This is a genomic window from Arthrobacter sp. NicSoilB4, from assembly GCF_019977335.1.
GTDB lineage: Bacteria > Actinomycetota > Actinomycetes > Actinomycetales > Micrococcaceae > Arthrobacter.
In genome coordinates, this window is sequence record NZ_AP024653.1 from 1957680 (window position 1) to 1980477 (window position 22798).

Annotated in this window: 21 protein-coding genes; 6 read left to right on the plus strand and 15 right to left on the minus strand. The window is 68.8% G+C overall.

Going from position 1 to position 22798, the window contains the following annotated elements; translation table 11 throughout:
• Window positions 1-11 precede the first annotated feature (11 nt).
• Entirely contained in the window at window positions 12-452 is a 441-nt protein-coding gene (locus tag LDO13_RS08820; RefSeq protein ID WP_224049612.1) for a DUF4145 domain-containing protein, read from the minus strand.
• Window positions 453-978: 526 nt separating this feature from the next.
• Between LDO13_RS08820 and LDO13_RS08825 the strand changes: the two genes are divergently transcribed.
• Window positions 979-1212 (plus strand): hypothetical protein, encoded by a 234-nt coding sequence (locus tag LDO13_RS08825; protein WP_224049613.1) that lies wholly within the window; start codon window positions 979-981, stop codon window positions 1210-1212.
• Window positions 1213-1614: 402 nt separating this feature from the next.
• On the opposite strand, the gene LDO13_RS08830 is transcribed toward LDO13_RS08825, so the two are convergent.
• From LDO13_RS08830 to LDO13_RS08870, 9 genes are all read right to left on the minus strand, one after another.
• A complete protein-coding gene (locus tag LDO13_RS08830) occupies window positions 1615-2742 on the minus strand; it encodes an XdhC/CoxI family protein (RefSeq protein WP_224049614.1) in 1128 nt (375 codons plus the stop codon).
• Entirely contained in the window at window positions 2735-3559 is an 825-nt protein-coding gene (locus LDO13_RS08835) for an SRPBCC family protein (RefSeq protein ID WP_224049615.1), read from the minus strand. The genes LDO13_RS08830 and LDO13_RS08835 overlap by 8 nt, the downstream gene beginning before the upstream one ends.
• Window positions 3550-4767 (minus strand): VWA domain-containing protein, encoded by a 1218-nt coding sequence (locus LDO13_RS08840; RefSeq protein WP_224049616.1) that lies wholly within the window; start codon window positions 4765-4767, stop codon window positions 3550-3552. The genes LDO13_RS08835 and LDO13_RS08840 overlap by 10 nt, the downstream gene beginning before the upstream one ends.
• 64 nt (window positions 4768-4831) lie before the next feature.
• The gene (locus LDO13_RS08845; protein ID WP_224049617.1) at window positions 4832-5755 is read right to left on the minus strand and encodes a MoxR family ATPase; all 924 of its coding nucleotides are present in this window, start codon (window positions 5753-5755) and stop codon (window positions 4832-4834) included.
• Window positions 5752-6402, minus strand: coding sequence for a nucleotidyltransferase family protein (locus LDO13_RS08850; RefSeq protein ID WP_224049618.1), 651 nt, complete (start codon window positions 6400-6402; stop codon window positions 5752-5754). Before LDO13_RS08850 ends, LDO13_RS08845 begins: the two co-directional genes overlap by 4 nt.
• On the minus strand, window positions 6386-7306 hold the full coding sequence (locus LDO13_RS08855; protein ID WP_224049619.1) for an XdhC family protein: 921 nt from the start codon (window positions 7304-7306) through the stop codon (window positions 6386-6388). The genes LDO13_RS08850 and LDO13_RS08855 overlap by 17 nt, the downstream gene beginning before the upstream one ends.
• A gap of 10 nt (window positions 7307-7316) precedes the next feature.
• A complete protein-coding gene (locus LDO13_RS08860) occupies window positions 7317-9710 on the minus strand; it encodes an aerobic carbon-monoxide dehydrogenase large subunit (RefSeq protein WP_224049620.1) in 2394 nt (797 codons plus the stop codon).
• Window positions 9707-10267, minus strand: coding sequence for a (2Fe-2S)-binding protein (locus LDO13_RS08865; RefSeq protein WP_275960807.1), 561 nt, complete (start codon window positions 10265-10267; stop codon window positions 9707-9709). The genes LDO13_RS08860 and LDO13_RS08865 overlap by 4 nt, the downstream gene beginning before the upstream one ends.
• A gap of 5 nt (window positions 10268-10272) precedes the next feature.
• Entirely contained in the window at window positions 10273-11151 is an 879-nt protein-coding gene (locus LDO13_RS08870) for a xanthine dehydrogenase family protein subunit M (protein ID WP_224049621.1), read from the minus strand.
• Between the two features lie 120 nt (window positions 11152-11271).
• On the opposite strand from LDO13_RS08870, the gene LDO13_RS08875 reads away from it, so the two are divergent.
• Together LDO13_RS08875 and LDO13_RS08880 are read left to right on the plus strand one after the other, a co-directional pair.
• Window positions 11272-12252, plus strand: a complete 981-nt coding sequence (locus LDO13_RS08875) for a LysR family transcriptional regulator (protein WP_224049732.1) — start codon at window positions 11272-11274, stop codon at window positions 12250-12252.
• Between the two features lie 118 nt (window positions 12253-12370).
• Window positions 12371-12688: a DUF6457 domain-containing protein gene (locus tag LDO13_RS08880; protein WP_224049622.1), complete on the plus strand. Its 318-nt coding sequence runs from the start codon at window positions 12371-12373 to the stop codon at window positions 12686-12688.
• 236 nt (window positions 12689-12924) lie between these two features.
• Here LDO13_RS08880 and LDO13_RS08885 read toward each other — a convergent pair whose 3' ends face one another.
• Window positions 12925-15276 carry an FdhF/YdeP family oxidoreductase gene (locus tag LDO13_RS08885; RefSeq protein WP_224049623.1) on the minus strand — a complete coding sequence of 784 codons (2352 nt, stop codon included), beginning with the start codon at window positions 15274-15276 and terminating at the stop codon, window positions 12925-12927.
• Between the two features lie 226 nt (window positions 15277-15502).
• On the opposite strand from LDO13_RS08885, the gene LDO13_RS08890 reads away from it, so the two are divergent.
• Entirely contained in the window at window positions 15503-16327 is an 825-nt protein-coding gene (locus LDO13_RS08890; RefSeq protein ID WP_224049624.1) for a dienelactone hydrolase family protein, read from the plus strand.
• Window positions 16328-16340: 13 nt separating this feature from the next.
• Here the strand turns inward: LDO13_RS08890 and LDO13_RS08895 are convergent, their stop codons facing one another.
• Window positions 16341-18143, minus strand: a complete 1803-nt coding sequence (locus tag LDO13_RS08895) for a long-chain-fatty-acid--CoA ligase (RefSeq protein ID WP_224049625.1) — start codon at window positions 18141-18143, stop codon at window positions 16341-16343.
• A gap of 259 nt (window positions 18144-18402) precedes the next feature.
• Between LDO13_RS08895 and LDO13_RS08900 the strand changes: the two genes are divergently transcribed.
• Both LDO13_RS08900 and LDO13_RS08905 read left to right on the plus strand, forming a co-directional pair.
• Window positions 18403-19785 carry an MBL fold metallo-hydrolase gene (locus tag LDO13_RS08900; protein ID WP_224049626.1) on the plus strand — a complete coding sequence of 461 codons (1383 nt, stop codon included), beginning with the start codon at window positions 18403-18405 and terminating at the stop codon, window positions 19783-19785.
• Complete coding sequence (locus LDO13_RS08905) at window positions 19782-21095, plus strand: erythromycin esterase family protein (protein ID WP_224049627.1); 1314 nt, start codon at window positions 19782-19784, stop codon at window positions 21093-21095. Before LDO13_RS08900 ends, LDO13_RS08905 begins: the two co-directional genes overlap by 4 nt.
• On the opposite strand, the gene LDO13_RS08910 is transcribed toward LDO13_RS08905, so the two are convergent.
• From LDO13_RS08910 to LDO13_RS08920, 3 genes are read right to left on the minus strand one after another with little or no spacing between them, the layout of a single operon-like run.
• Window positions 21092-21637: a hypothetical protein gene (locus LDO13_RS08910; protein WP_224049628.1), complete on the minus strand. Its 546-nt coding sequence runs from the start codon at window positions 21635-21637 to the stop codon at window positions 21092-21094. The two genes, LDO13_RS08905 and LDO13_RS08910, sit on opposite strands and share 4 nt — an antisense overlap.
• A 12-nt stretch (window positions 21638-21649) precedes the next feature.
• Complete coding sequence (locus tag LDO13_RS08915) at window positions 21650-21799, minus strand: hypothetical protein (RefSeq protein ID WP_224049629.1); 150 nt, start codon at window positions 21797-21799, stop codon at window positions 21650-21652.
• Complete coding sequence (locus LDO13_RS08920) at window positions 21792-22784, minus strand: hypothetical protein (RefSeq protein WP_224049630.1); 993 nt, start codon at window positions 22782-22784, stop codon at window positions 21792-21794. Before LDO13_RS08920 ends, LDO13_RS08915 begins: the two co-directional genes overlap by 8 nt.
• Window positions 22785-22798: the final 14 nt, after the last annotated feature.

Here is a 22798-nt window from a genome sequence, read left to right on the forward strand (position 1 = left end):
ACATCGTGAGGTTATCCAGTACCAGATGCACTTGGGATCTGAGATCTGTTGCTGGTCTGGCCCTGACCTTCTCGCTTTGTCTTCATGCGGTTTACACGGGCTGGGCCTTGGTATACCTCGCTGAGTATTTCGGTCATGACGTCTAGAACCTCGTCCGCATCGTCGGCGTCCACATCGTTGACGAAGTCTCCGTGGGCCATGTCGTTGCCAAGATACCGAAGTTCATGCGCGGCCTCTTTGGTGAAGCCGCGGATGTCTCCCTCGGCGTGCAGCGCTTCGATCTTGGCGTGCAGCATGCCCTTGTCGATCCCTCGCTCCTTTGCCGTTGCCTCTACGACCCCTCGGGCCAAGAGTATGGCTCCGCGCAGCGCGTTGATGCTCCGGCAACGGTATGCCTCGTCAGCAGCCGACGCGATGTGCTCAGGAACGTCGGGAAAGTTCTTGCCGTTCACGACCTGCGGGGTCCACGATATCGGGCGAGAATCCCACCAATTGGGTGAGATGGCCGCTGCCGCCCCTTGGTTCTCGGGACCTAGCGATCCGCCTATGCTGAGCCTTCGGCAGTTATCGCATTTGAACGCAGCTTCGACTCGGATGTAATTCCCGCTCAGAGGTGTGAGGCCACTCGTGGTCGGTTCTCCATGCCGCGTCATGTTCGACTTTGCATTGCACCATGCGCAGACTGTCGCTGGCATAAATCCTCTACCCCCGTTTTTGTTGTATCAGTTCAACTAAATATAGCGAGTTCCACCGACACTAATGTTCTCTGGCAACAATCGCTACTTTCGGCTTCGGGCTTGCTGCGCCGCACTTCGAGGCCTTTCGTGGTTTCGCGCGATGCGTTGCCCGTTGGCGTCCCACTCTGCCCACTGGATATCTGCGCGCTCATAGTCGAAACGGACACAGTTGGCCTTGGCTCTGTGGATGCGGCCCCAGCTGGTCTAGCTGCTCCTGAAGTTTCGCCTTGGCCGCAGCCAGTTGGTCACTGTCGATGATGCCGCGCGTGAATTGGTCGAAGGCATCGTCGTAGTTCTTCTTCAAGCGTCGTCATTTCGCTGCGGTGAGCTCATCCGGAGTCTGGGCGGCGAGGGCCGGGAGCTTGAAGTCTTTGGCTTTGATGAGCGCCTCAACGAGTCCAGGACGTGTTCCTCGATCCTGGCCGTGCTGATCGACATCTTGTTGCAGCCGCCACTTGAGTCTTTGCAGATGTAGGCCTTAGCCCCGTAGCCCAGTGACTTCCCGCATACGGACCCCTTCTCATGCCGGCCACAGATGAGCAGTCCGGACAATAGTGATAGCTCAGAGCAGGCCTCCGGGCTGCCTGCCCCCGTCGCCGGTGCCCCGACCCGGCGACGGGGGCAGGCAGCCCGGAGGCTGCACGGAGGACGAACCACCACGCGGCCACGCTGAAGAACAGGATCTGGGGGAGTGCTGGCCACCGGATTCCGGGTGCGAGCATGAGCACCATGGCGGCCATCATGGCGGCATGGAGGCCAAAACCGACCCTCGTGGCCGGCGGCGACTTGCGGCCGGCGCGGAACGCCGAATACAGCGACGCCGCCAGCAGCAATGCCGTCAGCGCCCAGCGCAGGAACCCGTCCCCGATCAAGGCGGTCAGTGCTGCTCGTCGTGGTGGATCCGTTCATCGAGCCGGCGCAACGGTTCCCCGCTTCCGCTCCACTGCTTGGCGATGAACTCCGCGGCGATGGACACGGCTGTTTCCTCCGGGGTGCGCGCACCGAGGTCAAGACCCACCGGGCTGTGCAGCCGGGCCAGCTCCTCCTCGCCCAGGCCGGCCTCGCGCAGCCGGGCGACCCGGTCTGCATGGGTACGGCGCGAACCCATGGCGCCGATGAAGGCGATCGGGCGGCCGCGCAGCGCAACTTCCAGCAGTGGAATATCGAACTTTGGATCGTGGGTGAGGACACACATCACGGTGCGCTCATCCACCAGACCCTGTTCGAGCTGACCTGCAAGGTAGCGGTGCGGCCAGGCGTTGACTACCTCGGCCGCATCGGGAAAGCGTGCGGGCGTGGCGAAGATTGCCCGGGCGTCACAGACCGTGACGCGGTACCCCAGGAAGGTGCCCAGCCGGGCAAGCGCCGAGGCGAAGTCGATCGCGCCGAAGACCAGCATCCGCGGAGGCGGGGCGTAGCTTGCGAAGAAGACCCGCATTCCAGCGTCCAGGCGTTCCCCGTCGGGGCCGTAGCTCAGGATGCCGGACCGGCCGGCTGCAAGCAGGCCCTGGGTGTCATCGCCCACGGCGTGGTTGGCCCGCTCGGAACAGAGGTTGCCTTCGACGCCGTCCGGCCGCACGATCAGGTGCCGGCCCAGCCAGTTGCTGTCCGGGTGTTCGATCACGGTGGCGACGCCGACGCGGCGCTCGCCGGCGATGTCCGCACTGACGGCGTCGAGTTCGGCGTAGCTGTACCTGGATACCGGCTCGACGAAGATGTCGATGATTCCCCCGCAGGTCAGGCCGACGGCGAACGCATCGTCGTCACTGATCCCGTAGCGCACCAGGACGGGGGTGCCGTCCTCCTTGACCTGCGTGGCCAGCTCGTACACGGCACCCTCGACGCAGCCGCCGGAGACTGAACCGACCGCTTCGCCGTCGGCGGTCACGAGCATGGAGGCGCCCGGGAGCCGCGGGGCTGACTTGAATGTGCTCACCACGGTGGCCAGGCCGGCGGTGTCACCTCTCCGCCAGCCCGGCATCATAGCTGCCAGGACATCACGCACGGCCGGTCTTCATCCTTTCGATCGTCCGGATCAGACGGAACGCGGAACACCGGCCCGCCCAGTAGGAGACACACGCCACCAGAGCCACAAGTGCCAGGACCTTTCCCGGGCTGGACAGTTGCTCCGCCGCGACCCCCTTCGCGAGGCTGAGGGCGTCCAGGCTGCCGGCGGGGGCAGCCGCCGGGGCGGGCGCGGCAACCTTCGAGGGAGCCGCGGGAACAGCGCCCGCCGGCACGCCCGGAAGTTCCGACGCCGGCGGCGGGGCCGTCACAGCGGCTGCCTTCGCCGCCGCTGCCTCGGACGCGGGAACGGGTTCCGGAACGCTGGTCGCTGATCCTCCGGCTGCCGCCGTTTCTCCGGCTGCGCCGGGGGCGGCGATCATGGCCTGCAGATTACCGGCGAACAGGGCCATCATCTGTTCGGTCACGCTGCCGATCACGCCCTTGCCCATGGCTGCGGCCTTGCCGGACAGCTTCAGGTCGGCGCTGACCGTGCCGCGGGTGGTGCCGCCGGCCTCTTCGGCCAGCTGCAGGGTCACCGTGGCCTCGGCGGTGCCCTGGCCGCGGGTTTCCTGGGCCTTGCCGCCGAGCACGGCGCGGTGTTCGGCGGCGTTCCGCTCGATGACGTTGAGCAGGCCCTTGTACTGCATGGTGACCGGGCCGAGCTTCACGGTCATGCCCATCTGGTAGGCGTCGTCCGACAGCTTGTTCAGGATCTTGGCGCCGGGAACACAACCGGCCACGCGTTCAAAGTCCATGATGGCTTCCCAGACGGTGTCGATCGGTGCGACGACCGAGAAAGTGCTGTCTATCTGCATGGGTTCCCTCTTCCGTTGAGTGATGACAGGCCGTCGCCGCGGATTGCGGCCGCCAACTCTGCCAAAGCCGTGTAGCTGTGTCCGCTGACGAACGCGTCGCAGTATGGCAGGGCCGCTGCCATTCCGCCCGTCAAGGGCCGGTATTCCGGGGCGGCCTTGCGGGGATTGACCCAGATGATGCGGTGCGCCAGACGCCGCAGCCTCGCCATCTGGGCCGCCACCTGTTCGGGGTCCTCCAGGGCCCAGCCGTCCGAGAAAATCACCACCACCGCACCGCGGGCCAGGCCCCGGCGGCCGTGCTCGTCGAGGAAGTGCCGGATGCTGTCGGCGATCCGGGTACCCCCGGCCCAGTCCGGGGCGGCCACGGCGGCGCGGGCCAGGGCCTCGTCCGGATCACGCAGCGCCAACTGCCTCGTCAGGCGCGTCAGCCGGGTGGAGAAAACGAAGGCTTCGGCACCCGCCGTCGCCACCGCCCCCTGCAGCAGGGAGACAAAGATCCGGGCATACGGTTCCATGGAACCGGAGACATCGCACAGCAGCACCAGCTTGCGGCGCTGCTCGCGGCGGCGGGCATACAGCAGACGGGTGGTGTCGGTGCCCGAGCGCCGCGCGGCGCGCACCGTGGCGCGGACGTCCAGCCGGGCGCTGCTGTGGGCTGACTTGCGGGTGCGGCGGCTCAAGCGTGACGGCGTGGCCAGCAGCAGCCGGGACGCAAGCCGCCGGACTTCCAGGACCTCCGCCTCGGTCAGTTGGGCGAACGACATGCTGTGGAGCCGCTCCTCGGTGGAGGCCATGGCCAGCACGGCTTCCCGCTCCGGGGCGTTGCGGTCCCCGGTGTTGTCCGGTGCCGCGGAGGCAATCGCCGGCGTCGCCCGCGGGTGGTCCGGCGGGCGACCGGGCGCGCGGTCCTCGGCCGGGGACGGACGGGTTCGTGCTTCATCGGCGATAGCCGGCGGCGCCGCGGCCTGTGCCGCTGCTCTGCTGGTCGGGGCGGAGGGGTCGAAGCCGCCGCGGAACACCGAGGCGAAGACGGCGTCGAACACCGGCAATTGCCCGCGCGCGGACACCAGCACCACGCGGGACGCCCAGTAGAGGTTCCCGACGTCGGTGGGCGGGACCAGCCGGAGGGCCCTGGCCAGCCGGACTGCCCGGTCCGGAGAGCAGGACAACCCGGCCCGGCGCAGGGCGGTGATAAACGCGGCAGACATGGCGGCCGCCTCCACTGCGGGAAGTGCCGCGGCCTTGCTGTGTGTGCTCCCGGCCATCAGCGGCTCACCCGCCCGTGCCGGCCACGAGCCAGTCGGCCCCGCGGGCGCCGACCAGTTCCAGGTCGTCGCGGTTTTTGACGATCGCACCGAGGGTCTGGTCCGCCGTAGTGGCGTCGATGCGGTCGATGCCCAGCACGGCGAGCGCCGACACCCAGTCGATGGCCTCGGAAATCCCCGGCGGTTTGGCAAGGTCCAGGGTGCGCAGCTTCGTGATCACCGCGGCGGCCTGCAGGGCCAGCGGGCCGCTGCTGGCCGGCACGCGGCGGCGGACGATTTCGGCGATCCGGTCCGGGCCGGGGTAGTCGATCCAGTGGTACAGGCAGCGGCGGGTCAGGGCGTCGTGCAGGTCCCGCGTGCGGTTGGACGTCAGAATGACGATCGGCGGGTGGGTGGCGCGGATGGTGCCCAGTTCCGGGATGGTGACCGCGGCCTCGGCGAGCAGTTCGAAGGTGAAGGCCTCGAATTCGGCGTCGGCACGGTCGATCTCGTCCAGCAGCAGGACCGCGGGGCGCGGTCCGGGATGTTCGATTGCCTGCAGCAGTGGCCGCCGCAGCAGGTACTCAGGGCCGAACAGGTCGGTTTCGGTGACCGCGGCGTCACGGACTTCGGCCAGCCGGATCCCGAGCAGCTGCCGCTGGTGGTTCCACTCATAGAGCGCCTCGCCGGCGTCGATACCCTCGTAGCACTGCAGCCGGTACAGGGGGGTGTCCAACAGATCGGCCAAGGCCTTCGCCGCCTCGGTCTTGCCCACGCCCGCCTCGCCTTCAAGCAGGATGGGCTGCGGCAGCCGGACAGCGAGGAAGAGGGCGGTGGCCAGTCCGACGTCGGCGAGGTAGTCGTTACGGTCGAGGGCCGAGATCAGGGACTCGACGTCGGGAATCCGCCGCCGGACATCCTCCTCGGCCCCGGTGCGCGCCGCGGTGCTCACTGTGCGCCCGCCAGTCCGGCCAGGACCCGGCGGTAGTCCTCGTCCGTGTCGACGTCCAGGGGCATCGTTCCCGGCACCCGGAGTTCGACGACGTCGTCCGCCCGCTGCTCCAGCAGCCTCCAGACCGCCTTGTCGCCGTGCAGTGCTGCCAGTTCCGGGAACATCTTCCGGGTGAAGGCCAGGGGGTGGCCGGCGCCGTCGTCGTAGCGGCACACGGCGATCCCGGGGGCGGTCTGGCCTGCGGATGCCCCTGCTGCGAACAGGAGCTCCAGCAGTGCCCGGGCGGCGGCGGCCCGGACCTCCGGCTGGTCCCCAAGCAGGAGGACGACGGCGTCAGTGTCCGGGTGGAGCGCGGCGATGCCCGCGGCGATCGAGGAGGAACAGCCCGCGCCGAAGTCCGGGTTAAGCGCGATGTCGCAGCCGGTGGTGTCGACGGTCCGCCGCACCTCTCCGGCCGCGCCGCCCAGGGCCAGCACCGTCTGGTCGAACCCGCAGTCCCGGGCGGCCGCCAGCACGGCGCCGAGGAGCACGCCCCCGCCGTAGGGGAGGAGCTGTTTGGGCCGGCCCATGCGCCGCGAGGCCCCGGCCGCCAGGATCAGACCCGCCGTCCGGTGGTGTGCGGGCCGGAGTTCAGAGAGTGAGGGCATAGCGCTCCGGATCTTTGCGGAAGGCAGCGCGGCAGCCGGGCGAGCAGAAGTACACGGTGACACCGTTGTGCTCAAGCTGCAGCGTTGATACCGCGGCGGCGACGGTCATGCCGCAGACGGGGTCGACCGCCGTCGCCTCGGCAGCGGCCGCCGGGGCTGCCGCCGCGGGAGGCGCCGGTGCGGCGTGCCGGGACTTTGCCCGCTCCTGGATGAGCTGGGCCAGGATCGACAGCGCGATCTCGCCCGGGGTGCGGGCGCCCAGCTGCAGCCCGGCCGGGGTAAAGACCCGTGATCGCTGCGCAGGGTCGACGTCGAGGGACTCCAGCACCGCAGCGCCCCGCGTCCCGCTGGCCACCAGCGCGACATACGGCACCCCGGCGCGCAGGGCCGCCTCGAGCGCAACTTCCTCGGCCTTGCCGTGCGAGGCCACGATCAGCGCCGCATCATCAGCCACCGGTCGGGCGGACTCCCCGTCGGTGAGTTCCACGGCCAGGCCCACGCCGGAGCCGAGGGTCGCCAGTGCCTGTGCCACGGGCGTGGTGCCGACCACGAGGACCCGCGGAGCCGGGATGCGCGGCTGGAGGAAGATCTCGATGGCCCCGCCGCTCAGGCACGGGTTGGAGACCTCGACGGCGCCTTCCTCGGCGCTGCGGGACGGTTCGCCGGGGACGACGCGCAGCAGCAGCGGTTCCCCGGACGCCAGGACCTGCAGGCTGTACTCCCGCACCGAGGACTCGACGCAGTTTCCGCCGACGAAGCCCTCGATCTCGCCGCCGGGCAGCACCAGCGCCGTATCCCCGGCATGGGCGCTGGTGGGGCGCTGGGCGCGGACCACGGTGGCGTGCACGAACGGCTCGCGGCGGGAGGCGAGGTCGTTCGCCCGGGCCGCAAGGGATTCTCCCATCGGCGTCATGTCAGATCGGCGGCGTTGCCCGGCCCTGCATCGCGGCCCAGACCCGGGCCGGAGTGCAGGGCATGTCCATGTGGACCACGCCGTAGGGGGCCAGCGCGTCGACGACGGCGTTCACGATCGCCGGCGGAGACCCGACCGTGGCGGACTCGCCGATGCCCTTGGCCCCGATGGGGTGGTGCGGGGACGGCGTGACGGTGAAGCCGGTCTCCCAGTCCGGCACCTCCATCGCGGTGGGGATCAGGTAGTCCATGAACGACCCGCCCAGGCAGTTGCCGTCGGCGTCGAACTCGATGATCTCCATCAGCGCCATCCCGACGCCGTCGGTCAGTCCGCCGTGGACCTGGCCCTCGATGATCATCGGGTTGATCCGGGTGCCGCAGTCGTCCACGGCGATGAAGCGGCGCACCTTGACGTGCCCGGTGCCCGGGTCGATGTCGACCACACAGATGTAGGCGCCGAACGGGAACGTGAGGTTCGGCGGGTCGTAGGTCACCTCGGCGTCGAGGTTGCCGTCGACCCCCTCGGGAAGTGTCATGGTGCCGTGGGCGGCGAAGGCGATTTCGGCGATGGTCTTCCCGGCGCTGGGATCGCCCTTGACGTACCAGCGGCCCTTCTCCCACTCGAGGTCATCCGGCCGGGTCTCCAGCATGGCCGCGGCAATCAGCTTCGCCTTCTCCCGCACCTTCCGGGCGACGAGGGCGACGGCGCCGCCGCTTACCGGCGTCGAACGGCTGCCGTACGTGCCGAGGCCGAACGGCGTCTGGTCGGTGTCGCCGTGGACGACGTCGATGTCCTCCGGCGGGATGCCGAGTTCCTCGGCGACGATTTGCGCGAAGGTGGTCTCGTGGCCCTGGCCCTGGCTTTGCACCGAGATCCGGACGACGGCCTTGCCGGTGGGATGGACGCGCAGCTCGGCGCCGTCGGCCATGCCGAGGCCCACGATGTCGAAGTGCTTGCGCGGTCCGGCGCCCACGGTCTCGGTGAAGAAGGAGACGCCGATCCCCATCAGCTCGCCGCGCTCCCGCTTCTGCTGCTGCTCGCGGCGGAGTTCCTCGTAGCCGGCCAGCTCCATGGACAGCCGCATGGCCGGTTCGTAGTTCCCGGAGTCGTAGACCCAGCCGGTCTTGTTGGCGTAGGGGAACTGCTCGGGCTTGATGAAGTTCTTCAGCCGCAGTTCCGCCGGATCCATCTCCAGCTTCCGGGCCAGGATGTCCACCATGCGCTCGACGAGGTAGACGGCCTCGGTGACGCGGAAGGAGCAGGCATAAGCGACGCCGCCCGGTGCCTTGTTGGTGTAGACGCCCGTGACGCTGCAGTAGGCGGCCTTCAGGTCATAGCTGCCGGTGAAGATGGAGAAGAACCCGGCGGGGGTCTTGGTCGGCTGCGCGGTGGCGTTGAACGCGCCGTGGTCGGCCAGGACGTTGGTGCGCACCGCGAGGATCTTGCCGTCCTTGGTGGCGGCGATCTCGCCCTGCATGATGTAGTCGCGGGCGAAGGACGTGGACATCAGGTTCTCCGAGCGGTCCTCCACCCATTTGACCGGCCGGCCGGTGACGATCGAGCCGACGACGGCGAGGATGTAGCCGGGGTAGATGCCCACCTTGTTGCCGAAGCCGCCGCCGATGTCCGGGGACACCACGCGGATCTTGTGCTCCGGGATCCCGGCGACGATCGCGAACAGGGTGCGGTGGGCGTGCGGGGCCTGGGTGGTTTCGTAGAGGGTCAGCTTGCCGTCGACGGCGTCGAAATCGGCAATCGCGCCGCACGTCTCCATCGGGGCGGGGTGCACGCGCGGGTACACGATCTCCTGGGCGACGACGACGTCGGCGGCTGCGAAGGCGGCCTCGGTTTCGGCCTTGTCGCCAATTTCCCAGTCGAAGATGCGGTTGTCCGTCCGGCCCTCGATCTCGTCGCGGATCACGGGGGCATCGGCGTCGAGGGCTTTCCGGGCGTCGGTGAGCGGGGGAAGGACATCGTATTCGACGTCGATCAGCTCCAGCGCGTCGCGGGCGGCGTAGCGGTCCTCGGCCACAACGAACGCGACCTCCTGGCCCTGGAAGCGCACCTTGTCGGTGACGAGGACTGCCTGGACGTCTGCCGAGAGGGTGGGGGCCCACGCGAGCTTGAGCCCGAGCAGGTCCTTACCGGTGATGACGGCGAGAACCTTGGGGTGGGCGAGGGCGTTGGTGGTGTCGATGGAGACAAGCCGGGCGTGGGCCACGGGGGCGCGCAGGATCGCGCCGTGCAGCATGCCGGGAAGGACAATGTCGTCCAGGTAGTTGCCCTTGCCGCGGACAAATCGCGGATCTTCCTTCCGCTGGATCCGGCCGAAGCCGATCGGGCGGTCCTCGTCGCCGGCCGCCGGATTGCCGTGCCGTTCGTGGATGACGGTCATGCCTTCACCTCTGCGTCTTGTGTCTCCGCCGGGATGTCTTCAATCACGGTGTCCCTGCCCTCGATGACCTCGTCCACTGTGGCGTCGCTCGTGCCGCCCGCCGGGTGGGCGGCGGCCCACTGGACCGACCGCACGATCGTGGCGTAGCCGGTGCACCGGCAGATCTGGCCCGAGATGGCCTGCCTGATCTCGGTGGTGTCCGGGTGCGGGTTCTTGTCCAGCAGGGCCCGGGCGGTCAGCATCATTCCTGGGGTGCAGAAGCCGCACTGCAGCCCGTGTTCCTCCATGAAGCCCTGCTGGACCGGGTCAAGGGTGGCGCCGCTGGCGAGCCCCTCGACCGTGCGGATGTCGTGTCCGGCGGCCATCGCCGCGAGGACGGTGCAGGATTTCACGGGCTGGCCGTCCATGAGGACCACGCAGGTTCCGCAGTTGCTGGTGTCGCATCCCCAGTGGGTTCCGGTCAGGCCCAGGACTTCGCGGATGTAGTGGACAAGGAGCACGCGGGGCTCAATGTCGGACGTGACTTCGTTGCCGTTGACGGTCATGCTGATCTGCATCCGCTTCAGCCTTCCTGTGTCTGGGCGGCGCGGGCACAGGCCTGTCGCAGGACCCGCCGGGTGAGTTCGTCCGCCAGATGGCGTTTGTAGTCGACCGGGCCGCGCTGGTCGGCCACCGGGTCGCAGGCTTCCGCGGCGAGCCGTGCCGCCTCCACGAACAGTTCCTCCCGGGGCTGCTGGCCGCGGAGCAGCCCGGCGGCCCCGGCAACCGTATGGTCGAGCCCGAGGGCTGTGAGCCCGACGGCGGCGTCGGCGATGGTGCCGTCCTCCGCGAGCGTCACGGACGCGCCGGCGGCGCCGACGGCCCAGTCACCCACCCTGCGTTCGACCTTCTCGTAGGCACTGCCGGAACGGGGGCGGATCGGGAAGCGGAGCTCACACAGCAGCTCGTCCTGGCCCACCGCGGTCTCGTAGGGTCCGCGGTGGAAGTCCGCCATGGTCAGGATGCGCTCGCCGGCCGGTCCCCGGACCACGGCTTCCGCGCCGAGCACGTCGCAGACAGTGGAGAGGTCCTCGGCCGGGTCGGCCTGGCACAGCGAGCCGCCGATGGTTCCCCGGTTCCGGACGATCGGATCGGCGATTACGGACTCGGCGTCCCGGACGATGGGGAACAGGCCGGCGATTTCGTCGGACTCCAGGAGCGTGGTGTGGCGGGTCAGTGCGCCGATGCGGAGTTTGTCGCCGTCGCGCAGGATGAAATCGAGTTCGTACAGGTCGTTGATGTCGATCAGCCACTCGGGCCGGGAGAGCCGGAGCTTCATCATCGGCAGGAGGCTGTGGCCCCCGGCGACGACTCTCGACTCGGGGCCGTGGCGCGAGAGGAGCTCGAGGGCGTTGTCCACGGACGTGGCCCGCACGTAGTCGAAAGGAGCCGGAATCTGCATAGTCCCTACCTCACTCCGGGGCGCTGGCAACGTTGCGCAGCACCAGTGTGAGGCAAGTGTTGCCCCGCCTGATACGGAGTGTCAATATCGTCATAAGCGAAAGGTTATGACGCCGTGTCGATGACATTGAGCCAGCTCCGCACGTTCGCCCTGGTCGCCCGTCTGGGCTCGCTGCACGCTGCCGCGGAGACCCTCGGCGTCAGCGAACCGGCAGTTTCCTCGGCCCTGACGGCACTCCGGCAGGACCTCGGCGATCCGCTGTTCGTCCGGGCAGGCGGAGGCATCGCGCTGACGCCGGGCGGCCGGGCGCTGGCCGACTACGCCCAGGACATCGTGGGGCTGGCGGACCAGGCCCGCTGGGAGGTGTCCAACGCCAAGAACGATGCCGGGCGGCTGAAGATTGTCTCGACTGCCCCTTTCGCCGAACACGCGGCGGGCCGGCTGCTGGACCTCTTCACCAAGCGGGTCCCGGGAGCCTCGGTGGATGTGGTGGTCGAGTCCGCCGAGGACCTTGGCTCGCTCCTGCAGGAGCGCGCCTACGACATCGCCCTCGGGGCCAGGCCGGCGGCGCCCGCCGGTCCGGCTCTCACCGAACTGCGCCTGGAGTGCGTTCCGTTCCTGCGCTACCAGCGCGCCCTGGTGGCGGCTGCCGGACATCCGCTGGCCCCGCAGCACGGACCGGTTCCTGTGGCCCGGCTGCTGGACCGGCCCTGGTTTGCCGGGCCCGCGGGGATCCAGGACAGCTCGGAGGAAGGCCGCTGGCTGGCGTCGACGGGGGTGGCGCCTGAGATCATCCGGCTCAGCAGCGAGACCGAAGCCCTGGCTGCGGTGAGGGCGGGGGAGGGCATCATGCTGGCACTGGGCCACATTGTCCGGGCCGAACTCCAGAGCGGGGTCCTCGTGCGGCTGCCCGTCGTGGGAACACCGGTCACCGGCCTGTGGTGGGCCAGCACCCTGGACCACCGCCGGACAACGACCATGGCGCGGACGCTGCAGCGCTTCGCCGGCACGGCAGACGCGACCGCCGCCATGGTTGCCCCCGGCGGCTCGCGGGGCCTTGAACGCCGCGGGTCGAAGTTCCATGTCGCGTTGTGGAGCTGAGGCAGTTCCGCGTTCCTTGGGCGGAGAATGCCTGTGCGGCGTTGCGGAACGCGGATGTGGGTGCTAACCCTTGTGGGGGTGGACGATCGACTGACGTTCCCTACGAAGAGGAGTAACTATGACTATGCCCCGGGACGAAGACAGCGCGCTGCGGCACTGGAGTGCCCGCCTGATCCAGGCACTGCAGATCCTTGACCTCGAGGTGGACCACGAGAAGCTTGTCCAGGTCGCGGACGAGTCGCTGAAGGCCGTCGGGCCGCACGCGGATGCCATCAGCGCCTTCATCGTGGGCTATGCCGCGGGAACCGCCTCGACCGACGGCCGGAAGAGCACGCAGGAGGCCGTCCACGCTGCATCCAACAAGGTCTTGGAACTGTGCGAGCACGGCGAATCCGGCGGCCCCGACGAAAAGGGCTGGGCCAAGCGGGCCCAATAGCCCCCGGATTTAGCTGCACCCACCCGGGACATGCCCCCCTTGGCGGCCACGGATGGACATGTTGGCATTATGTCCAGTGGCCGCGGCCGGGACTGGGCATGTCCGCAGGAGTGCGAGATACCTTCCGTGGGACATGCCCTCCCTTGGCGGCCAAGGATGGACATGTTGGCATTATGTCCAGTGGTCGCGGCCGGGACTGGGCATGTCCCGTGGAGAGGGCACCCGGGCGCTGCTCCCTACCGCTTCTGGGCCGTGCTGGACGCCAGCGTGGCCGAACCGTCCGGGGTCTGGTCCGCGCTGGGTTCGAGCCTCACAATCACTGCCTTGGAGACAGGCGTGTTGCTGCCTTCGGCCGTGTGGTTCAGCGGCACCAGCACATTGGCCTCCGGGTAGTATGCGGCCGCGCAGCCGCGGGCGGTGGGGTAGGAGACCACCCGGAACTTGCGGACCATGCGCTCCTCGCCGTCCTTGTACTCGCCCCGGATGTCCACGAACATGCCGTCGGCCAGGCCCAGCTCTGCGATGTCGTCCGGGTTCACGAACACCACGTGGCGGCCCTTCTTGATGCCCCGGTAGCGGTCGTTGTGGCTGTAGATGGTGGTGTTGAACTGGTCATGGGAGCGCATGCTCTGCAGGATCAGCGTGCCTTCCGGCCTTTCCACATGCTCCAGGTCGTTGACGGTCAGCACGGCCTTGCCCGTCGGGGTGGGGAAGGTGCGGGAATCCCGCGGCCCGTTCGCCAGGATGAAGCCGCCCTCGTGCCGGATCCGCTCGTTGTAGTTCTCGCAACCACCGACTACCCGGGAAATGTGGTCCCGGATCAGGTCGTAGTTCTTCTCGAAACCGTCCCAGTCGGCCTTGACCTTGTCCCCGACCAGCGCCTTGCCGAGCCGGCTGACAATGGCCGGCTCCGACAGGAGATGGTGCGAGACCGGTTCAACACTGCCCCATGAGGGGTGTACGGCGCAGACGGTGTCCTCCACGGATACGAACTGCTGCCCCGACTCCTGGATATCGATCTCGGTCCGGCCCATCGTGGGCAGGATCAGGGCTTCCGCCCCGGTGACCGTGTGGGACCGGTTGAGTTTTGTGGAGATCTGCACCGACAGTTCGGTGTTCTGCATGGCCGCTTCAGCGGCGTTCGTGTCCGAAATCGCGCCGACGAAGTTGCCGCCCAGCGCCACGAAAGCCCTGATCCCGCCGTCGCGCATCTTGTTGATGGTTTCGACGGCGTCCACGCCGTGTTCGCGGGGAGGCTCGAAACCGAACTCCTCGCCGAGTGAGTCCATAAAGGACTGCGGCATCTGCTCCCAGATGCCCATGGTGCGGTCGCCCTGGACGTTGCTGTGGCCCCGGATGGGGGATGCCCCGGCGCCCGGCTTGCCCATGTTGCCGCGCAGCAGGAGCAGGTTGATGATCTCCTTGATGGTGGCCACACCCTTCTTCTGCTGCGTGATGCCCATGGCCCAGGTGATGATGACCTTCTCGGCCTTCAGGTAGCGGGCGGCGAGTTCATCAATTTCTTCGGTGCGCAGGCCGGTCGCCTCGAGGACCGCCGCCTCGTCGAGCAGGCTGAGGTGCTCCCGGAGCTCCTCGAGCCCCTCGCAGTGCTCGGCGAGGAACGCGTGGTCCAGGACGGTGCCGGGGTTGCGGGCCTCGGCGTCGAACACGCGTTTGGAGATGGCCTGCAGCAGCGCCATGTCGCCGCCGATGCGGATGTGCAGGAACTGGTCCGCGATCTCCGTGCCGTGGCCGACGATGCCCTTGACCTTCTGCGGGTTCTTGTACCGGCGAAGGCCGGCCTCCGGGAGGGGGTTGACGGCGACGATCTCGCCGCCGTTTTCCTTGCATGCCTCGAGTTCGGTCAGCATGCGTGGGTGGTTGGTGCCCGGATTCTGGCCCATAACGATGATCAGGTCGGCGTGGGCGTAGTCGTCGAAGTTGACCGTGGCTTTGCCGATGCCGATGGTCTGGCCCATCGCCCAGCCGGAGGATTCGTGGCACATATTGGAGCAGTCCGGCAGGTTGTTGGTGCCGTAGCCGCGGACCATCAGCTGGTAAAGGAAGGCAGCCTCGTTGGACGTGCGGCCGCTGGTGTAGAAGGCGGCCTCGTCGGGAGAGTCCAGGCTGTTGAGCTTGTCCGCGATGATCCGGATCGCCTCGGGCCAGGTGACCGGCTTGTAGTGGTCCGCGCCGGCCGGCTTGTGCACCGGTTCCGTGAGCCGGCCCTGCATGCCCAGCCAGTACTCGGAGCGGCTCCGGAGCTCGCTCACGGAGTGTTCCGCCCAGAACTCCGGCGCGATCACCACCGGTGTCGCCTCCCAGGTGACGGCCTTGGCGCCGTTTTCACAGAACTCGAAGGCCTTGCGGTGGTTCGGGTCCGGCCACGCGCAGCTGGGGCAGTCGAAGCCGTGCTTCTGGTTCATCGCCAGGACGGTCTTGCGCGTGCGGTTCAGGCCCATCTGCTCGATCGCGGGCTTCATGGAGTGCAGCACCCCCGGGATGCCGGCAACCCAGTCCTTTGGACCGGCTCCGACCTCGAGGTTCTTTTCGTCGTTTTCCTCGACTATGGGATTCTTGCGGGTCACGTGGACTTCCCTTCTGCAACCAGCGCCGGTTCAGCCCGGCGCTTTTCTACTACGGCGCGACTCTTCTACAAGGCACCCTACCTTTTGACCCATTACAGGCCTATCAGCTGGCTTGGAGTGCCGCAAGGTGTCTGCCGTCGACGGCGGCCCTGCCGTTCCGTAGCATGTGCGGTACGCGGGGCGGCCCGATTCGAAAACTGCCGCCCGGAACCGAAGGGGGCCGTCCATGCCGGAGCAACGGGACACGCTGGAGGGCTTCACCGAATCAACCTTCAGCGACGGCGGCATCAGCCACCAGGTCTTCCGGGCCGGGACGGGCCCGGCGGTGATCCTGATCCATGAGGTCCCGGGAATCCATCCCGGGGTTGTGGACCTCGCCCGCCGCCTGATCGACCGGGGCTATACCGTGTACCTTCCCTCGATGTTCGGCCGGCCCGGCGGTGCAGCGGGTTCCGGAATCGCGAAGTCCATCGCCAAAGTCTGCATTTCCCGTGAATTCGCTGTCCTGGCGGACCGGAGCAGCCCGGCGACGGGCTGGCTGCGTGCCCTCGCCGCCCACGCGCATCAGGAATGCGGCGGGCCCGGTGTCGGGGCGATCGGCATGTGCATGACCGGGAGCTTCGCCCTCGCCATGGCCCTGGAGCCCGCGGTGCTGGCGCCGGTCATGAGCCAGCCCGGGCTGCCGGCGGGCCTCACCGCGCGGCGGCGTGCCGCCGTCGGGCTCGACGACGGCGAACTGGCACGGGTGAAAGAACGGACGAGCCAGGGGCTTCGGCTGCTCGGGCTGCGGTTCAGCAACGACCGGGCCTGCCCGGCGGCGCGTTTTGAGACCATGCGGCGGGAATTCGGCGAGAGCTTCGAAAGCATTGAAGTCGACTCGTCGCCGGGAAATCCGTTCGGCATCTCCCAGTCGGCGCACTGCGTCCTGACCGTGGACCTGGTGGACACCCCCGGGCACCCGACGAGGGCGGCCCTGGACCGGACCATCGAGTTCATCGGCGAGCGGCTGCGGCCCGGGACAGCCACCCGGACCGGAACCGACGGGCCGTGACGCGGGAAGCGGCTCAGTGCCCTGCCACGAGCGTGTCGCGGATCTCGCGGCGGAGGACCTTGCCGATCAGCGAACGGGGCAGGGAATCGAGCACCACCACGCGGCGCGGCACCTTGTAGGCGGTCAGGTTCTTCCGGGCGAAGGCCAGGAGCGCGTCCGGATCGATGGTGGTGCGCGGGATCGGCACCACGGCGGCGACCACGTCCTCGCCGCCTCCGGGGCGCGGCAGCCCGACCACGGAGACCTCCGAAACGCCGGGGAAGGTGGCGATGACGTCCTCCACTTCGCTGGGCGAGACGTTGAAGCCGCCCGTGATGATCAGTTCCTTGATCCGGTCCCGGATCGTGACGAAGTAGTCGTCATCGACCGAGACGATGTCCCCGGTCCGGAACCAGCCGCCGTCGAGCAGGGCGTCTTCGGTTTCCTCCGGCCGGTTCCAGTAGCCGGCGAACACCTGGGGGCCGCGGATCAGGAGTTCCCCTTCCTCGCCCGGGGCGCGGTCCAGCGCGGTGTTCTTCGGGTCCACGACCCGGATGTCGGTCAGCGGGAACGGCACTCCTACCGTCCCCGGCTTGCGGCTGGGGCCGAACGGGTTGCCGATCGCGATGGGGGACGTTTCGGTCAGTCCGTAGCCCTCGATCAGGTAGCCGCCGGTCGCCTTCTCCCAGGTCTCCACCGTCGCCGTCGGCAGGTTCATGGCTCCGGAGATCGAGAACCGGATGCTGTCCAGCCCGATCCCGCGCTCCGCCGCGGCGGCGGCGATCCGGTCGTAGATCGGCGGCACCGCTGGCAGGAAGGTCGCGGGGGACTTCTTGAGCGCCTTCAGCACAAGGTCGACGTCGAACTTGGGGAACAGGACCAGCTTCGCGCCGATGCTCAACGCGAAGGTCATGCAGAGCGTCAGGCCGTACGCGTGGAACATCGGCAGCACCGCATACACGGTTTCCCGGCCGTCCTTAAGCCCCGGCACCCACGCCCTGCCCTGCGCGGCATTGGCCTGCAGATTGGCGTGGGTCAGCATGGCGGCCTTGGGCAGGCCCGTCGTGCCGGACGTGTACTGCAGCACTGCGAGGTCCCCGGCCGACGGGCGCGGGTGCTTCTTCCTGAGTTCCCCGGCGTCGAGGAGCTCTCGCCACGGCAGCACGGGCCGAACGGCGGGAGCCGGCCGGCCCCGCCGTCCATCTTTGCCCACGGAAAGGGCGGCGCGGGACTTGCGGGCGGCGCGGACCGGCAGCCGCAGTGCCAGCCGCTGCAGCAGCGGCATCGCCGGGATCAGCTCCACCGAGACAATACTGCGGAGCCCGACGTCGGCCGGCAGCTGCCGGACCCGCTCCACCGCCTTGTCCCAGACAATCGCGACGACTGCCCCGTGGTCCTCGAACTGGTGGCGTAGCTCCCGTTCCGTGTAGAGGGGGTTGTGCTCGACCACCACGGCGCCCAGGCGCAGCACGGCATGGAAGGCAACAATGTGCTGCGGGCAGTTCGGCATGACCAGGGCGACCCTGTCGCCGGCCTTCACCCCCAGTTTCTGCAGGCCGGCAGCCGCCCGGCTGATCAGGGTGCCCAGCTCGCGGTAGCTCGTTCGCGCGCCGAAGAATTCCAGGGCGGTCTTCGACCCGTAGCGGCGGACGGACGTGTCCATGAGGTCCACCAGCGAACCCTTGGGGAGGACGAGTTGCGCCGGCACCCCTGGCCCGTAGGAACTGGTCCACGGGCGGTCACTCCCGGGCAGCCCCGGCTGGCGTGCTGCGCCGTTCAGAGCTGCGCCGTTCAGGTCTGCGCCGTTGGCCGCCGCCCGCGGGGATGTCTTTTTCATGATCAGTCCTTGCCACTGGAATCCGCCGGTTGTGCGCGAGCCAAAGAGCCTGCCGGAAAATCCTACCGGTGCCGTGGTCCCCATGCCGCGGTGACCGTGGCCGGGGCCTCCCGCGTGGCCCGTGCGGACGCGGGGCGTTGGTGACTTTCGGCCCTACGGGTCGGCCCTGCGCGGGCGGAAGCTGGGGTATGTCACCTGCGCGGGTCAGCCGTGCTCCTGCGCGTCGTTGCAGGTCATTCCAGGCGGGAACGGGAGCACCATGAAGCACCAGCAGCCCACCCTCCGTTTCCTCGGTGCCACCGACACCGTCACCGGCTCCAGGTACCTGCTCGAGGCCGGCGGGAAACGGGTGCTGGTGGACTGCGGACTCTTCCAGGGCTACAAACGCAGCCGCGAACGCAACCGGGCGCCCTTTCCCGTCCCCCCGCACTCCATCAACGCCGTGGTGTTGACCCACGCGCACCTGGACCACACCGGCTACGTGCCCGCGCTGGTGCGGGACGGGTTCAGCGGACCGGTCATTGCCACCGACGGCACCACGGACCTGTGCAAACTCCTCCTCCCCGACAGCGGCTACCTGCAGGAGGAGGAAGCCCGGTACGCCACCCACCGGGGATCGACCAGGCACAGTCCCGCGCTGCCGATCTACACCGCGGCCGACGCCGTCAAGTCCCTCAACAGCTTCACGGTCCAGGATTTCGACGAGCCGCTGGACCTGGGCGGGGGGATGGAGATGACATTCCTGCCGGCCGGCCATATCCTGGGCGCCGCCCAGGTCCGGGTGCGGCTCGGCCCGCACTCGGTGCACTTCACGGGGGACCTGGGCCGGACGGACGACCCGCTGATGAAGCCGCCCCGGCCGCTGGGGGAGGCCGACGTCCTTGTCACGGAGTCCACCTACGGGAACCGGTCGCACTCCACCGTCGACCCCGAACAGCAGCTGGGCGAGATCGTCAACCGGGTCGCGAAGCGCGGCGGCGTGGTGCTGTTCGCCGCGTTCGCCGTCGGCCGCGCCGAAACGCTGATGCTGCACCTGTCCCGGCTCCGGAGCAAGAACCTGATTCCGGACATCCCCGTGTACCTCAACAGCCCGATGGCCATCGACGCGTCCGGAATGTACCAGCGGCACCCCGAGGAACACCGGCTCAAAGAGCAGGAATACCTGAACATGTACAAATTGGCCAAGCTCACCCGCTCGGTCGATGAATCCAAGCTGCTGAACCTGCGCGGCGGCCCGATGATCATCATCTCTGCCAGCGGAATGCTCACCGGCGGGAGGATCCTGCACCACCTGGCCGCCTACGGGCCGGACCCGAAGAATGCCGTGATCCTCAGCGGCTACCAGGCCGGGGGCACGCGTGGCGCCTCCCTCGCAGCCGGCGAACGCGAGCTCCGGATCTACGGCGAGGACATCAGAATCCGGGCCGAGGTGGTCCAGATGGAAAGCCTGTCCGCGCATGCCGACGCGGACGGAATCATCGCCTGGCTGAAGACCGCGGAAAGGGAACCCCGGATGACGTACATCACCCACGGAGACCCCGACGCCTCGGATGCCCTTCGCCTGAGGATCAAGCGTGAACTGGGCTGGCGGGCGCGGGTTCCTGAGCACCTCGAAAAGATCTCCCTCGAGGACCCCCGGTGACGTCCGGCGTCCGCAGGTCCGCGGTCCTGGCGGAAATCCACTCGCTGGCCCGGCCGCTGACCACCGACCGGGACCTCAACGGCCTGGTCCGGCGCGCGGCGGACTGCCGGTTCGTCGCGATCGGCGAAGCCTCACACGGCACGCACGAGTTCTACACCTGGCGTGACACGCTCAGCAGGCGGCTCATCGAAGAGGAAGGCTACAACTGGATCGGCGTGGAGGGGGACTGGCCCGATTGCTGGCGGATCAACGGTTGGGTCCGGGGCGAGACCGGACGGGACCTGGGCGTCCATGCCCTGCTCGCCGGCTTTGAACGCTGGCCAACGTGGATGTGGGCGAACGAGGAAATCGCTGCGTTCCTGGACTGGCTCCGCACCTGGAACCTCGGCCGTCCGCTGAGCCGGCGGGTCGGCTTCTACGGACTCGATGTGTACTCCCTGTGGGATTCGCTCCGCGAGATCATCGGCTGGCTGGAGGAGAACGATCCCGGCGCGGTCCCTGCAGCCATGCGCGCCTGGGAGTGCTTCCTGCCCCACCACGAGGATCCGCACCAGTACGCCTGGAGCACCCGGCTGGTGCCACAGTCCTGTGAAGCCGACGTCATCGCCCTCCTCACCGAAGTCCGGAACCGGGTGTCCAGTCCGGGCGATCACGACGAAGCGGCGTTCGATGCGGTGCAGAACGCCGAGGTGGCAGCGAACGCCGAGCACTACTACCGGATCATGGTCCGCGGCGACCGGCGGTCCTGGAACATCCGGGACCACCACATGGCTGACACCATCGACCGGCTCAGCAAGCATCTCGGTCCGGAATCCAAGGGCCTTATCTGGGAGCACAACACCCATGTCGGGGACGCCCGCGCCACGGACATGGCCCAGGACGGACTCGTAAACGTGGGGCAGCTGCTCCGCGAACGGCACGCCGCGGACGGGGTGATGCTGGTGGGCCTCGCCTCCCACCGGGGCGAGGTGATCGCGGCGGATGCCTGGGGCCGCCCGGAGCGGATACTCCCGGTCCCGCCGGCGCGCGCGGGCAGCCACGAAGATTTCCTGCATGAGGCCCTGGGCGTGCCGTCGGTGCTGGACTTCGGCGAGGACAGGTCAGGGCCCTGGCTCTCCACCTGGCTCGGCCACCGGGCGATCGGTGTGGTCTACCATCCCGAGCGGGAGCTGGGGAACTACGTTCCGACGCGGATCGGCGAACGCTACGACGCGCTGATCTGGTTCGAGCGCACCGCCGCGCTGCGCCCCGTGCACCACGAAGGACCCCCGCGGGAACCGGAATTCGAAACTGAGCCCACCGGCTTCTAACCTGCCGCCTGCGGCGGACGGCCGGGCCGCCGCAGCATAACGACGGCGGCTGGGACGTACCAGAACAGCGGCACCAGCCGCAGTGCGGTGGTCAGGGCGCCGGTCGGGGACAACGGGCCGTCCGCCGGGATCAGCGATAGCGTGGAAACGAACGCGGCCGTGGCCGCCGCGGCAGCGATCCAGCCCAGCCACCGGGGATAGGCCAGCAGCTGCCAGGACAGCAGCGCGATGGCCAGGAACATCACACCGGCGGGCAGGTTGGCGAGGTTCAGCGTGACGAGGCACAGATCCGCCACGGCGGCGGCGACGTCCGGAGGGATCCGGGCCTGGGAGGGCAGCGTCAGGGTGATCTGGGCGGCCTGGCCCAGAATGTTCAGCCCCACCGCCAAGACCCCGGCGGCGAAAGCGATGCCGGAGGCCGTGCCCGGCGCCGGCTCGGCGCGGAGCAGCCATGCCCGGACGTGGCCGAGGAACCAGAGCAGCGCTGCGGAGCTGAAAACGAAGAGCATGCTCTGGGCGAGGATCGGTGCGCGGTTCGCCACCAGGTAGTCCGCTTAGCCGGGGTCCGCGGCGACCGGCCATGGCCCGGTCAGTGCCCCTTCGAGCAGCCCGCCGGCCACGCCAAGGGCGGCGGAGAGCAGGCCGCTGAGTGCTCCGGCCCGAAGGAACAGTCGTCGGGCCGGGGCCGGCGGCTGCTCAGGCATGGGATCCGGCCCATCCGGCGGGATCGGCGGTGGGGACGGCGGCCGGCAGGCCGCGGGAGAGGATCCGAACGGCGCTGAGGGTGACGAATTCATTGGGTCCCGTCCGGCCCCAATCAGTCACGTCCGTCTGGCCCTTTGCCCCCGGCGGATGCCACCAGGCGCCCTCGACCGGCCACCGCCCGTCCGCCAGCATCTTGCCGCGCAGCACGTCGGCGGCTTCCTGGGTCCGCGGGTCTCCCGCGAGCCCCATCCGGGACATGAGCAGCAGGGCCGGAAGGATGCCGTAGTGCCAGAACTCGGGGTAGCGCAGCTTGACCCAGCGCGGATCGATCGGCCGCCCCGTCGAGGATGACTTGAAAAGCCGATGTTCCAGCAACAGCTCAGCGGCCCGCACCGCGCCGGCACGTGCCGCCGGATCGCCGCTGGCTTCCCAGTACGCGTGGAGTCCCTTGGCGGCCGGCAGCGTCTCATGGAACGAGGAGCGGCGGCCGCTGGCGTCGACGTCGCAGTTCCAGCCGCCGTCGGGCCACTGCCAGCGGATCAGGTCGCGGGCCAGCCGTGCCACCCGGGCATCCGCGGCCATCCCCAGCCGGGCGCAGACGTACAGGGCGTTGCCTTCCTGCGACGCGCAGCGGCGGGTCAGGCCGTTGACAGTCCGGACCTGGCTGAGGTGCTGATCACTGTGCAGCCAGTCGAGCACCGTGCCGGCCGCGTCCGGCAGTGTCGGGGCATCCGCTCCGGTCACGCCAAGGTCGACGAGGGAGACGAGCCGCCAATGCGCTCCCGTCCATTTCCGGTACGGGTGGACGCCGAAACCGCCGTCGGAGGTTTGCCCGGCCAGCAGCGAGGACACGATCCTTCCGCTGCTTACGTCGCCGCCGGGCCACGGTGTGCCGAGGAATTCCCGGTGGGCCGCCCGGCGCACGGCAGGTTCCTCTGACGCCGCCAACCAGGCTATGGCGGGCAGCAACGGGGCCTGCTCCATGGGTCGACGGTACG